11 protein-coding genes, 1 tRNA gene, 1 other RNA gene and 1 riboswitch are annotated in these 14,328 nt (G+C 37.4%); of the genes, 3 read left to right on the forward strand and 10 right to left on the reverse strand.

Features of this window, described 5'->3' with window-relative positions:
• Positions 1 to 10 precede the first annotated feature (10 nt).
• The 6 genes from AMET_RS15585 to AMET_RS15605 all read right to left on the reverse strand — a co-directional run bounded on the left by AMET_RS15585 (position 11) and on the right by AMET_RS15605 (position 7,335).
• Complete coding sequence (locus AMET_RS15585) at positions 11 to 1,936, reverse strand: molybdopterin biosynthesis protein (protein ID WP_012064273.1); 1,926 nt, start codon at positions 1,934 to 1,936, stop codon at positions 11 to 13.
• Positions 1,937 to 1,984: 48 nt separating this feature from the next.
• Entirely contained in the window at positions 1,985 to 3,214 is a 1,230-nt protein-coding gene (locus AMET_RS15590; protein WP_012064274.1) for a molybdopterin molybdotransferase MoeA, read from the reverse strand.
• 123 nt (positions 3,215 to 3,337) lie between these two features.
• Positions 3,338 to 3,454, reverse strand: a riboswitch (molybdenum cofactor riboswitch).
• A gap of 86 nt (positions 3,455 to 3,540) precedes the next feature.
• Positions 3,541 to 3,720: non-coding RNA, 6S RNA (gene ssrS, locus AMET_RS25105), on the reverse strand.
• 165 nt (positions 3,721 to 3,885) lie between these two features.
• Entirely contained in the window at positions 3,886 to 5,658 is a 1,773-nt protein-coding gene (locus AMET_RS15595) for an ATP-dependent metallopeptidase FtsH/Yme1/Tma family protein (RefSeq protein ID WP_012064275.1), read from the reverse strand.
• A gap of 247 nt (positions 5,659 to 5,905) precedes the next feature.
• Positions 5,906 to 6,943, reverse strand: a complete 1,038-nt coding sequence (locus AMET_RS15600; protein ID WP_012064276.1) for a nucleoid-associated protein — start codon at positions 6,941 to 6,943, stop codon at positions 5,906 to 5,908.
• A 200-nt stretch (positions 6,944 to 7,143) separates the two neighbouring features.
• Positions 7,144 to 7,335, reverse strand: coding sequence for a hypothetical protein (locus tag AMET_RS15605; protein ID WP_012064277.1), 192 nt, complete (start codon positions 7,333 to 7,335; stop codon positions 7,144 to 7,146).
• 286 nt (positions 7,336 to 7,621) lie between these two features.
• Between AMET_RS15605 and AMET_RS15610 the strand changes: the two genes are divergently transcribed.
• A tRNA-Ala gene (locus AMET_RS15610) sits at positions 7,622 to 7,697 on the forward strand.
• 19 nt (positions 7,698 to 7,716) lie between these two features.
• On the opposite strand, the gene AMET_RS15615 is transcribed toward AMET_RS15610, so the two are convergent.
• Positions 7,717 to 8,673: an RluA family pseudouridine synthase gene (locus AMET_RS15615; RefSeq protein WP_242661308.1), complete on the reverse strand. Its 957-nt coding sequence runs from the start codon at positions 8,671 to 8,673 to the stop codon at positions 7,717 to 7,719.
• Between the two features lie 247 nt (positions 8,674 to 8,920).
• On the opposite strand from AMET_RS15615, the gene AMET_RS15620 reads away from it, so the two are divergent.
• On the forward strand, positions 8,921 to 9,727 hold the full coding sequence (locus AMET_RS15620) for an NAD(+)/NADH kinase (RefSeq protein WP_012064279.1): 807 nt from the start codon (positions 8,921 to 8,923) through the stop codon (positions 9,725 to 9,727).
• A gap of 180 nt (positions 9,728 to 9,907) precedes the next feature.
• On the opposite strand, the gene AMET_RS15625 is transcribed toward AMET_RS15620, so the two are convergent.
• From AMET_RS15625 to AMET_RS15635, 3 genes are all read right to left on the reverse strand, one after another.
• A complete protein-coding gene (locus tag AMET_RS15625) occupies positions 9,908 to 11,143 on the reverse strand; it encodes a dicarboxylate/amino acid:cation symporter (RefSeq protein WP_330368602.1) in 1,236 nt (411 codons plus the stop codon).
• Positions 11,144 to 11,413: 270 nt separating this feature from the next.
• Complete coding sequence (locus tag AMET_RS15630; protein ID WP_012064281.1) at positions 11,414 to 12,313, reverse strand: DNA-binding domain-containing protein; 900 nt, start codon at positions 12,311 to 12,313, stop codon at positions 11,414 to 11,416.
• Between the two features lie 4 nt (positions 12,314 to 12,317).
• Positions 12,318 to 12,827, reverse strand: coding sequence for an ATP-binding protein (locus AMET_RS15635; RefSeq protein WP_083761022.1), 510 nt, complete (start codon positions 12,825 to 12,827; stop codon positions 12,318 to 12,320).
• A 27-nt stretch (positions 12,828 to 12,854) separates the two neighbouring features.
• Here AMET_RS15635 and AMET_RS15640 point away from each other — a divergent pair, with 27 nt between their 5' ends.
• Positions 12,855 to 14,309 carry an ISNCY family transposase gene (locus AMET_RS15640; protein ID WP_041721426.1) on the forward strand — a complete coding sequence of 485 codons (1,455 nt, stop codon included), beginning with the start codon at positions 12,855 to 12,857 and terminating at the stop codon, positions 14,307 to 14,309.
• The last annotated feature ends 19 nt before the right edge of the window (positions 14,310 to 14,328 follow it).

Raw genomic sequence — 14,328 nt, forward strand, 5'->3', positions numbered from 1 at the left:
TCCTCCTCAACTATATTTTGACTACGTTTCCAATTTCACTGGTATCATATCCACCTAAAGCGTTGACTTGAGCTAAAAACGTTTCTTTTTTTATGGTTTCGATTAAACTTTGTATCCTTTGATCTCCAAGCATCTCTGCGGGTAAGCAGAGGTCATAGTCCTCCCAGGCAATTGGGATAAAGTCCAATCCCATAGCTTTAGCTGCAGAATAAACTCCAAGTCCAGTATCGGCACTGCCACTGGCTACAGCCATGGCCACAGCCATATGAGTCGTCAATTCTCGATCATAACCAACAATGCCCTCAGGATCAACTTCTTCCTCTTTCAAGAAGTACTCTAATAGAATACGGGTTCCTGCTCCCCTCTGCCGATTAACAAAGCGGATGTCCTTACGAACCAAATCCTTTATCCGATTTATATTTTTAGGATTCCCCTTAGACACCATAAGTCCCTGACTTCGCTTAACAAATTTAATTATCATCATCTCATGAGAGCCAATATATCGCTTCACGTAGGCTTCATTATACTCCCCACTTTGTTCATCTAACAAATGTATTGGGGCCATATGGCATTCTTTTTTCTTTAGGGCCATGATACCACCCAAGCTTCCCACATGGGCTGAGGATAAAAATAAATCTGGTTGTGTTTGATGTAATTGGTTAGCTAATAAATCCATGACAACATCGTGACTTCCAATGGATACAATGGTCTGCTTAATTTCCTCTATGGGTTTTAGTAGTTGAATATCCACCTCACTCCCCGCCTCATACCCTTCTCTTCTTTGGGGCACGATTAAGATGCCGTCAGCCTTGACTAAGGACATAGTCGCGCCGGCACCTCTATCTAATGGTGTGGCAATCATTTTCTGTCCCACAAGCCCCAACTTCATTCGTATAAACTCTTCATGCTTTAATGAAGAAACAACACGTCTAGATAAAATAGCCTTTGTCATGGATTTTTGTTGTGGAATCTGGCGATGATAGACATCTAGAAGTGGCTTGACAAAAAACTCAAATACAAAATATGCCGACACCGGATATCCTGGAATTCCTATAACCGGTTTATTGTCTACAATGGCTAAAATCACAGGCTTTCCAGGCTTAATAGCAACACCATGGGCAATGACCACTCCCATCTCCCTCAATACATTAACAGTATAATCCTTTGAGCCCGCTGATGAACCTGCATTGATTAAAACACAATCGTTTTCTTTTAATGCCTTTTTAATACTCTCTTTCAAGATATCAGGATCATCAGGAGTAATTCCATACAAGTTAGCCACTCCATGACCCTCTTCAACAAAAGCCTTAAACATCGTCCCATTGGATTCAATGATTTTCCCTACCATTAGTTCATCATTTACAGAAACAATTTCTGATCCAGTTGGAATGATTCCCACACTGGGTTTAGGATAAACCGACAAGACCTGCATGTGTCCAGCCATCAATGCCCCCATATCCATAGGTCTAATTTTATGATTGGCTGGTATAATCAATTCTCCTTCAATAATATCCTCCCCGATGGGACGTATATGCTGCCAAGGCTTAGCTGCTTCATGAATTTCAATTGTATTCTGATCTATTTCCACAATATCTTCAATCATGATGACCCCATCATAGGGTTCTTGAATCACACCGCCGGTATTGATATATATAAAATCCCTCGGGGATATTAACCGTATCGGCTCTTTTTCAGAGACACCGTAGGTTCTACTGCAGATGATCGCCACGCCATCCATGGCAGCAGCGTTATAGTTTGGAGAAGACTTTTTAGCAAAAATAGGATCTGTTGTAATCCGATTTAAACTCTCTTCTACAGAAATCTCCTCTTTTTTTTCAGGGATTCCTCCGTGCTCTTCAATGGCTTTTAAATACATCCCTCGGACCTCTTCCAAAGGAATACTAGTCAAATATAAACTTCTTTCTTTCTTTTCCATTCAATTGCCCCCCCAATTGCTTTAGTAAATTACATCTTTTGATAATAGCTAAAATAAATACACCTTAACAGCATCACCTAGGCTCACACCTTCCTGATTTAAAGCAAGGCAGATGTATCCATGGGCCTTTGTCATTGTGGTCAGCATGCCAGATTTTCCATGGACAGGATACACTCTTTTCTCCCCATTTTCCTCCTGTATGACTACCATGACATAATGCTCTCTCCCTGGAGCCGAGGGAATGTTGACTGCAACCGATCCTTCAATATAAGGCATATGCACTTTTAAGCCATAAAGGAAGTGGATGAATGGTCGCACTAAGGTTTGATAGACCACCATGGCCGATACAGGTTGCCCTGGCAAGCCAAAAATCGCTTTATCTGATATCTTTCCCCCAATTGTGGGTTTACCAGGCTTCACTGCGATTCCATGGAATAACACACCGGGATTTCCCAAGGCATCAATCACATCTTTTGTCACATCCTTAGTCCCCATAGAGCTCCCTCCAGAAATTAAGATCACATCACTTTTTTGCATCAATTCTTGAACTTTATTCTTTAATGTTTCTATCTCATCTTTAACAACGGCAGTGGCCACAATTTCGCAACCATCTTCCATAGCCGCTATTCCTAAGCTATAAGTATTCATATCCTTTATTTGCCCCAATTTCAATTCTTCTTCTGGTCCAATAATTTCATCCCCAGTAGAGATGACACTCACTCTAATCGGTTGATAAACATCAATTTCCGTAAATCCAATACCAGAGAGCACCCCTATATCCTGAGGCCGAAGACGATGTCCCTTTTTAAAGATTAGTTCGCCCTTCGACAGATCATCTCCCTTTTTCAGTAGATTTTCTCTAGGTGCAACAGAACTTTGAATGCCCACTGTTTTCTCATCTAAAGCCTCTGTATACTCTACCATGACAACTGCATCACAGCCTTCAGGAATCATTCCCCCAGTAGGCACATAGCAACTTTGCCCTCTTTGTAAATGCAATGAGGTCCCTTGACCCATTTCGACCTCTCCAATCATGTCTAGAAAGCTCGGTAAAGATTCACTGGCCCCAAAGGTATCTCTAGCCACAACAGCATACCCATCAACAGTAGAGCGGTCAAATCCCGGCACATCGATAGGTGCTGTGATGTCCGTAGCAAGGACCCTCCCCCCCCCTTTAAATAACGGTACCTTTTCACTATCCAAGGATGTTTCTTTGAAATTTTCAATGACAATCTGTTTTGCCTCTTCTAGTGTTACAGTATCTAATAACTCAATCATTTGAATATCCCCCCCGTCAAATTCGTCTGACGCTATGGCGTCGACTCATATCCCACTTAAATACAAAAAAGCTAATCCAAAAGGATTAGCTTTAACACAAATATGAATTCGTTAGTTAGAATTCTTATGTAAAGCAAATTTCCTTTTCAAGTTCGGGAGGCAAGAGAATTTCTTCATTTACCCAGAGGTAAGTCATCGTAGCATCGCCTTAGATAATCTCACTCGGAAATTCGTAACATTCTATTAAATTCATTATTATCGTACCACATTTGGTCAGAAAATTCAATTTTTATTAAGACAACAAAAACCTCCTATAAATAGGAGGTTTTTAATCCAAGATGCCGTCAGATGCAAAATTCACACCCGCACCTCACTCTAGGTGGGTGACTTGCCTTACTCTTCCTAAGTCCACTCGACGGTGGCATGTAGTCCAAGTAAAAACTTAGTCTCCCGGATGTTTACTGTCGGTTGAATTTTACGATTCAAAACGTACATCTCAGAATGTCTTTAACTTATTATACACCAAAACAAAGAAAATATAAAATGAACTTTTTGCCTTTTAAGGCTGATTTTCCTTCAAAACATTCCTTGCTTTCTAGCTTCCACGGAATCCCTGCATTATAAGACTTTTTTTACTTATAGGATCAAAATTTTATCTTCGAGTTCATTCATTACATAGATTGAAATCCACTGAAAATCTCATTGATTTCATCTTCTTTTAATGTTTCCTTTATTAATAGGTCCTCCGCCACAGCCTCAACAATGTTAAGGCTCTTCTCTAGGAGCACCTTTGTTTCATCGTATAAACGCTTCATATTTAACTTTGTTAGTTCCATTACTCGTTGGTCACAAGCACCTTGTCGACCAAATAAAACATCATAATTAATCATACCTACTTCATCATTCATCCCAAATTGTTTGATCATTGCACCTAGAATTTCTGTTGCCTTTTGAATGTCATTACTGGCTCCTGTTGTGACAAAATCTGGTCCAAAAACAATTTCTTCTATGATTCTTCCTGATAAAGCAACTTTAATACTATTTACCATACTATTTTTAGTATGATACATTTGATCTGGAGGAATATTCATACTAAATCCACCAGCTCCTTTGGTGCTTGGTATAATCGTTACCTTTGTCACTTTATTTTGGGGACACAATAGCTTTGTGGCAACAGCGTGACCTGCTTCGTGATATGCAGTAATCTTTCTATCAATTGGCTGAATATTACTTCGATCCTTCTTCTCTTCTCCAGCTACCACTGTGTAAAAAGCCTTATCTATATGTCCTTCCGTAATAAAGTCTGCTTCTTCTCTTGCTGCATAAATAGCTGCTTCATTCATTAAATTTTCAAGTTTGGCACCACTGAAATAAACAGTTTGTTGTGCAATTCCTCGTAAGCACACCTTTGGATCTATAGGTCTATTTTGAGTATATAATTGTAGAATATCCTGTCTTGCTTTCAGATCAGGTAGTCCTATCTCAATTTGACGATCAAATCGTCCAGGTCTTAGTAGTGCATCATCAAGTATATCCAGACGGTTAGTTGCCGCCATTACGATGATTCCTTCGCTACCTTTAAATCCAGACATCTCAGTTAATAATGCATTTAGTGTCCTGTCGGATTCATCGCTACCACCTAAACCTCCACGATCTCTTTTCTTTCCAATGGCGTCAATTTCATCAATGAAAATGACACATTTTCCTTTGTCTTTTGCCTTTTTAAATAAGTTACGGATTCTACCAGCACCTAATCCTGCATATACCTGTACAAAATCCGAACCGGAAACAGCTAAAAATTCAACTCCCGCCTCACTGGCCAGAGCCCTTGCTAATAGCGTTTTTCCCGTTCCTGGAGATCCATATAAGATAACCCCTTTAGGCATTTTTGCACCATAACGGCTATACTTCTCTGGATTCTTCAAGAAGTCTACAAGCTCCATGGCATTTTCCTTCGCCTCTTGATTCCCTGCAATATCTGCAAATCGAATCGATGAGTCTTTTTGAGTAGAAAACTCAACATCAGACATCTTGTCGTATTCCTTAGAGGTTTGTGTCGCATTTTTCTTAGATAAAAAGATGGCGACCCCAATAAATCCACCTATCAAAACAACAAATGTAATTACTTGAACAACAGAATATTGGTCTGTTGTTTCTCTGACCTGTATTCCATGTAATAACAAATTTTCTTTCAAACTGTCAGTTCTTGGATGGTCTGTTATAAACTGTTTTCCATCCTCAAAGACTCCTGTCAATTTAGGACCTTCCGATAGATTGACGGTTCTAATTTCTCCTGCCTCTGTACTTTCTAAGAAAGCAGTATAACTAATCTCCAGTTTATCCTCATTAAAATATTGAGTATAAACGGCATAACCAATTGCACTCACAACAACAATAGCAATACCAAGTACTATAATCAATTGTTTTTTAGTTAGTTTTAACATAAAAAAACCCCCTTTCAAAAGTTAGTTAAAAAACTTGGTATGTAAGGGGTGTTTCATTTAACCAGATATATTATGTTAACACATTCGACATCAAAGCAAAAGTTTGTTTCATGGCCTCTATATTCTATTGATACAGATTATAGGGGTAATGCTTATTCATACGCTGTCATACTTAGATTTTCACACCTTATATTTTGATTCAAGGAATGCAATCTCATTAACAATATCTAAAATCACGATTCATGTTCTATTTTTCTACGAAGTTTCGTATGTTTTTAAGCACAATATTAATGGTTCCGTCTCCATTTCGTTGAACAGAAAATTTATGTGGATCATTAAAGATATCTCGTTCATTTCGAATATCAAAACCCGTATCAGTCTTGATGGCCTTTCTTTTAAGCTTTTTCTCTACCCACTCCTTGTTGACTTCAAATCCCGTTACTTGAAATCCTTCATTGTTTAAATGCTCTATATAATTATTTTTCATCTCTTCATTATCATCTGACATCGCTTCTGCAAACTGTCTCACATTAATTTCTTCTTCTTTGTTTAAATGTGTAGCTAATACATCCCTGGCTGTAGCAGCATGTGCTACATCTTGTCTCAATTCATTTCTTACAAATTTTTCGGTCATACTCCTAAACATTTTTGTTTTATCTTTACTATCCACAAGGATATTACAGTTTAAAAAATCCTGAGCAAAAAAATGGGCCACATCTTGTTCGCTTCCCTTGGCCTGTTGTTTGTCCAAAAGAACTAAATCGTATTCATCGTTAGCCTCATATCTTTTAATAAATGCGCATTTCTGTAAACGTTGCGCCATTCCTGGCAAACCAGTCTCATGGGAAATAATCGAAACCTTAAATCTATCATCCACATATTCAATATCATGAACATAGGACTTGCGATAATCCATTTTTAAAATCCCCACATATTTTTGTGAATCTACAGAATACGAGCAAATAACTAGATCACAAGAAGATGTGTTTGCATTGACTTTCATAGCCCGAAACAGATGCTGAGCAATGATTTTACTACTTTCAACAAAGCTACTCTCATGATAAAGTATTTGGTCGCAGCTGTCCCTCACAATATTTGGTCCCGTAATAAACTTAGCAATACGATTGTCATCATCCTTTAGGGAACGCACAATATGTTTTTCTATTAATTCGTGGATCTCCTCCGTTATCTCTTGCTGAAAATCTGTCAGAAGGGGTTCCTCTGCTGTTTTATCTAATACATGAACAATTATAGAATGTAATATAACACTACTTGTCTCTCTCATTTAAAAACTCCTTTTCTTATGTCATCTATCCTATAATATCAAACTTTCATCTTTCTTTATAGTGCAATATACACACATAGAAAAGATACTAGCTCCCTAGTATCTTGTAGTCCTCAATATTCTCTGTAATTCCAATGGTCTCACCATAGACTTTTTTGAGGACGGCGCGTTCACCCCCGTGCCTTCCATTAAAAAACTAATCATCTTTTTTTGTTATTAAAATAGTTTAAATACATTTCTTTGACTTTAATTTCTTTTTCAAATCGCACTTCATCAATGAGCCCTCTCTCTTTATGGTCCTTTAATAGGGCGATTAACTCACTAGATAAAAAAGCCAGATCCTCTTCAATTTTTTCTATTTGTTGTTTATCTACCACCATATCAGTTTCCACTGCGTTCCCCCCTGCCTTTAGGATTATGTTTTTCTATGCATACTCCCTGAAGTTCTCCACAAATTGCTTTCTAATTGAGGTTCCTCTCTGATTGTTTCCCTATCATATACTATTCTATACCTGTTAAATTATTCCTTCTATCGAATTAGTATTATTTTCATATTTTTAATTGCTTTTTTCTCAGTAATTCGACTAATACAGTCTCAATTTCAGTATATTTTTGAAAAGATAGATAATATTTTTTATATTGACTTTTCAGATGAAACATAGTATATTTACTATAGTCGGGGCATTAGTTCAGTTGGGAGAACGCCACACTGGCAGTGTGGAGGTCAGCGGTTCGAGTCCGCTATGCTCCACCATTTTTTTTTGCTTTTTTGCCTATCTTAGTAGTTCATCCTTCAACTTATTTCTTAGCTCATTTAAATCCTTTGGTAATGATGCCCTCACCTCTATTTTTTCCTTATACCGTGGTTGTAAGAAACTTAAATAACTTGCATGTAAGGCCTGTCGTCTAATAAGCTCTGTATCCACATAGCCATATAAATGGTCTCCTAGCATGGGATGTCCTATAGATTCCATATGCACTCTAATTTGATGGGTTCTACCAGTCAATAGCGATACCTCCAACATAGTTGCATCCGCATATCTTTCCAAGACAGTAAATTTTGTTAAGGACTGCTGTCCACGATCATCTACTACTCTCTTTATCGTCTCGTCGCTTGACCGATAAATTGCCCCATCAATCTCCCCTTCATTTGCCACCACAACCCCTTTAACAAACGCAACGTATTTTTTAGTTATTTCGTTGGCTTTCATCTGTTGAGACATAATATGATGTGTGTAAGGATTTTTCGCTATGACTAGTAATCCAGAAGTATCCATATCTAATCGATTGACAAAGCGTATTCTACAGGCGACACCCTTTTTCTCCAAATAATTTTGGGCTGCATTAGCAATTGTATCCTTTGGATGACTTTTCGTCGGATGAGAAACAATTCCTGGTTCCTTATTTATCACAATGACATCGATATCTTCATAAACTACATTGAAGGGTATTTCTTGCGGTTCAAACTGACTGGCTTCCTCAGTCATATCAATCTTGATCCAATCTCCCTCACTAAGCAATTCATGATATTTAGCATATTGTCCATTTATTAAAATTCGTTTACTCTTCTTGAGCTTTGTCAATAAACGACTGGATAGATCTAACCTATTTTTTAGTGTCTCCTTAAGCGGTTGCTGATCATCTTCTGCCTCCACTTCATATGTTATCATACGCTCATTTTGTTCATTTGGCACTAGCATGGATTCACCTCGTCTCATTTTGATCTGCATTGGTAATTGTATTATAAAACACAAAGCGCTTCAACCTTCTTTTTTCGATATCTTTCGATATCAGGAAGGATTTTCTTAATGTATTTAGAATTATACATAAGTGGGCTATTCAGTGCATAATTTAAATTACTTTTATTATGTGTTGATTAAATGTTTAAAAACCACCTAATGGTGAAATACATATAGATAAGAACGTATCGTTTATTATCATTGTATTGCTAAGACTCATTATATAAGGAGAATGTTTATGGCACTTAATAAAATTATCAATATTATTTATAATGACTCTAAATTTTCTGTGGATACAGCAACTTACTTAAAAAAGAGGTTAATTTCCTTAAATTACCATGTCAGTGATACCTTTGATTATACTGCTGAACTGACAATATGCATTGGGGGAGATGGCTCTTTCTTAAAAGTACTCCATGATTATGGATTTCCTGACATTCCTATTATCGGGATTAATACCGGTCATCTAGGCTTTTTCACAGAAGTTGATCCTGATCAAATCGACGAATTTTTAGACCAATATGTGGCTCAAGAGTACACTATCGATGAGATTAATCCCATTGAAGCCATCATTTGTACAAGAAATAGTTGTATAGAAGCAATGGGTCTTAATGAGATCGTCATTAAAGGTGATAAATCCAGAACCATCCACCTAGATATTTACGTTGACAATCATTTGATCCAACGTTTTAGTGGCGACGGTATTTTAATTTCCACTTCCACTGGTAGTACAGCCTACAATTACTCAAGTGGCGGTAGTATTGTGGATCCACGAATCGATGTACTTCAAGTGACGCCATTGGCTCCTATCAACACCAATGCCTATCGCTCCTTTACTTCAAGTGTCATTCTACCTGCTGACGCTGTCATTAAAGTGAGTCCAGAATATCGTTTCGAAAACTCAATTGTAATCGTAAGTGACGGTGTAGAGCATCATCATGATGCTATTATAGAAGTTGTTTTAGAGCTCTCTGAATTAAAAGTTAAGATGCTTAGACTTAAAAACTCAGAGTTTTGGAAAAAAGTAATTGAAAAATTTCTTTAGTAACGATGGATTGAAGAACAGTTTAACCATAAAAACTCAAAAAAGAAATGAAGGTCGCTAAATTGCGACCTTCATTTTTGATTGTTTCATTATTGACTTGCTGTGGAGAAAATCCTACATAAAAAGCTGGGAAGAATTGTTTAAAGCATCTCACAGGACTCAGACCTGTTTAAGAAATTTCTATACAGTTACTTCTTCCCTTGGCACATCTAATTCATTCTCAGTTGCAGCAATTACAACAGCACATGAAGCATCTCCTACAATATTCACTGTTGTTCTGGCCATGTCAAGAACTCTATCTATACCAGCAATCAATGCCACACCCTCTAGTGGCAACCCTACTGAAGTCAACACTAAGGATAGCATAATGAGACCCGCTCCTGGTACACCTGCGGTACCAATTGAAGCCAAGGTTGCTGTTAAAATAATGGTACCAATTTGTCCTCCCGTCAGTGCTACCCCATAAACCTGTGCTACGAATAAAGCACATACCCCTTGATAAAGAGCAGTACCATCCATATTTATGGTTGCACCTAATGGCAACACAAAACTGGCAATCTTATCTGAAACTCCTAGACCTTCCTTACATGACTTCATGGTTACAGGTAGTGTACCTGCGCTACTGGTGGTACTAAAGGCAGTAATCGCAGCTGGAGCAATTGCCTTGAAAAATTTCATAGGGCTTATCTTTCCAACAACGGAAACCGCTGAGGAATATACCAAAACAGCATGAATAATACAACCGAGATATACTGCTATTACAACCTTAATCAAGGGCAGTAATACAGCCGGTCCATTTTTAGCTACAACTGGTGTAATCAATCCAAATACACCATAGGGGGCGAAGTTCATAATCATTGCAGTAATTTTATACATAATTTCAGCTAAGCTATCAAAAAAGTTTATAAAAGGCTTTCCCTTATCGCCAGGAACTGCTGTAAATCCGACACCAAGGAATAGCGCAAATACTATAATTTGTAACATACTACCAGAAACAAGTCCCTGAAGTGGATTACGTGGGATCATATTTACGATGGTATCAACAAGTTTCGGTGCCTCCGATGCGGCGGCTGCTGCTGCGTCTGTTGGAATACTAAGTCCAGCACCAGGATTAATAAGTTTTCCCAGTAATAATCCTATACTAACTGCAAAGGCAGTGGTGAACAAATAGTAAGCCAGTGTTTTCCCACCGATTCTACCTAATGTCTTAGCATCCCCTATGCTGGCGGCTCCTACAATTAACGAAGAAAATACTAAAGGTACAATAACCATGCCAATCATATTAATAAAAACGCTACCAATAGGTGCAATAAAGTTATCAACGAAGTCAGGCGCGCCTGCTAAAGCAAGACCAGCAACAATACCAGCAATAAGACCAATGAATATTTTTGTTGTTAAACTCATTTTCTTTTTCACCAATAATTCCTCCTTTTTTATTTAGAAGTAAACATAGACTCAACGCCATTATTAAATTTTATCCTCTCCCATCTGTTTTTTTCTTGTAACTCATTTTACATCAACATCCATTTGGATATTTTGGGCTATTGATGTAAACTAAGATACTAAAATGATCTTCATTATAAACTATGCATACCAAGTACATTATATTAAGATTAGTACATGTCCTACAAATAAATACTAAAACATACAGAATAATACTTAGATAATTTTGAATTGTCTGATATTTTACCGATCTATTAAAAGAATAAAAATGCCCTCGATAAATTTTTTCACGCTTATCTTTCCACCATAATTGCATTTCCCTCTTTCAAAATCCATTTCTCTTCTTACCTCAGCAAAATCAAATAGTGCAGAGGAGTAATTGACAAATGAATCATTGTAGTAATCCTCTATCCCTAGGTTAGCAAGGTTTTTTAGCGCACTTTTTATAGCCCTTCTTATTCTCTGCTCTATTGATCCTATATTTGTTGGTGTCCCTTGCTTTGATTCATAGTTTTCCTTAAGATAGCTATAGGCATGTGAAAGCTTGAACTGTGATTGTATACTATTATCTAGGGAACCCTTTTCACGCATCCACATTACTATTTCTATGATATCCTGGCAGCCAGCCTCTCCTAGTATACCAATTTGTGCCAGAAGCTTTCGGATCTCTGCTCTTTCATCATAGACCTCATCCTTCTTTTCCAGAGTCTCTACACCAAGTACTTTCATGCTTTTTATGGCACTTTCAAAGGATTGAATCATTCTAGTCATTTTGTACTTTTCTTTAACACTTTTTATCACAAAAACTACCTCAACAACATTGATTGGTTTATTTATATAAAACGCTATACCCTCTTTGTAGGCTCCTGATATCATCTCCTTTGAGTCTACCTGGGAGATCATAATAAAAAGACTATTGCAGCCCGTATCTCTAAGGGCTGAAACAACACCAATTCCATCTATTTGGGGCATAAGTAAGTCAACCAGCACGATATCTGGCTTTAGTTCTTTGATTTCCTCTATAGCAGTTCTACCATTATCTGAGGTTCCTATTAAACTTCCGAGATTTTGATTTAAAATAATCCCCTTTAGTATCTTCTGAATCACTTTATCATCATCTACGATGTAGAAACTTGTATCCAAATTATCACCTCTTTATTTCAATATTTTCCTTAGGAATCAGAACCTTAAAACAGGTCCATTGATTCTCCTTGGAGCTTTCTGCTGATATGCTTCCTACAAAATGTTTATCAACAATCTGCTTTACATGAGACAGGCCTATTCCTGTAGACATTCTGCCTGTAATAGGATCATACTTCGTTGAAAACCCTGGTTCAAAAAGCACCTCCATATCGTCACTCTCGATCCCAGCTCCACTATCCACTACTCTAAATAAATAACTGTCTCCTTCTCTTTGTTGATCCACTAAAATATGACCACTGCCCTCTATGGCATCTATAGAGTTAATTATCAAATTATTCAACACAGAAATCAGCGGGTAAAAATCTATGGTCCTAAAGTTATCCTTACACTTAAATTTAAAGATAGGCGTTTGCCAAACGCCGCAACCCGCACTATTGCGGGACTTTTTTAAGCATAAAAAAATATAACTCCTCACCAGATTGTGGTAAAATTGAATTGACAGAAACAAATTCACCCAACCTGAAAGGAGTTATATATGGCTATTTTACCACACAAACAGCTTTCTTTGGCTGAAATTTATTCCGATTGTGCCAATTATTTTGAAAATGATAAGCATCACTTTCTTTCTCTTTTAAAAGAAAACCTTAATCTTGATGAGTTAATCCCTCTTTCTTTTCATCGTAATTACTATGCATCTACTGGCAGACCTAGAAAACATCATCTTACATCAATGGTTTGGGCTTTGCTTCTGCAGCGGATTTTCTCCATTCCAAACGATACATTGTTGCTGACTTTTCTTCAGTTTTCTAAGGAACTTAGAAATTTTTGTGGTTTCACCAATGTTCCTGATGCTTCTAGATTTACTAGATTCAAACAAGATTTTCTGCCAGACTTACAATCATTTTTTGAATATCTTGTGGATGTCACTGAACCTATTTGCCAGGCTATTGATCCTCATAAGGCTTCTATGACTATCTTTGATACTTCTGGCATTGAAGCTTTTGTTACTGAAAACAATCCTAAATACGCTAATAAAATTATTAAACAACTTAAAGCTTTTAAAAAGACTCATAACCTTGATGATTCCTATGATCCATATAAAGCAGCCTATGGTTCCATGCCTTCTCATGCAGCTGCTAATCCAGAGATCAAGCAACTTTACATCAATGGTCATTTTTGTTATGTCTATAAATTTGGGATGATCACCAATGGTCTTGGTATTATTCGTGATATTACTTTTTATGACCAAGATTTTATGAATGCTCATCCTAACATCGTTGTTGACAAAAAGTCGGATTCTCCTGATGAGGATAAGTCCCTTGGTGATGCAAAAGCTCTTTTACCAGTGTTATCTGACTTTTTTAATAAACATCCACTCATTCAACCTAATATCTTTATCGGAGATGCTGCTTTTGATACCATTTCTATCTACAAAGGAATTTTTTCGGATTTAAAGTTCAATAAAGCTTATATTCCCTTAAATCCTCGTTCTTCCCTTAGCAGCTCTGAATACACTCTTACTGAAGATGGGATTCCCTGTTGTCCTCATGATCCAAAACTACCTATGAAGCCTGAAGGCAATACTTCTCATCTTCGCTGTGGTATTCCTACTTTCAAGTTTGTCTGTCCGAAAATGTCTTGGACTAAATGTGAAGACGGCAAGTACCGACGCCGGCATAATTGCGATAATCCCTGTACTTCATCACCTTGTGGTAGAATGATTTATGTGTATCCTGAAAAAGACTTACGGGCATATCCAGGCGCCATTCGTGGTACCGATGATTGGGATAAAACCTATAAAGCCCGAGGTGTCGTTGAGCAAACCATTAACCATTTCAAAGATAGCTTTTGTATTGCTAACCGAAGAACACAGAATGCTAAAACATTGCATGCCGACCTGATTATTGCTGGTATAACGCAGCTTGTTACAGTTATCCTTGCTGACAAAATACATCAACACAAATATATCAGAAGTTTAAAACCACTTATTGCATAGTTAACCGGTACGCCTTGTC

This window comes from Alkaliphilus metalliredigens QYMF, from assembly GCF_000016985.1.
Taxonomy (GTDB): domain Bacteria; phylum Bacillota; class Clostridia; order Peptostreptococcales; family Natronincolaceae; genus Alkaliphilus_A; species Alkaliphilus_A metalliredigens.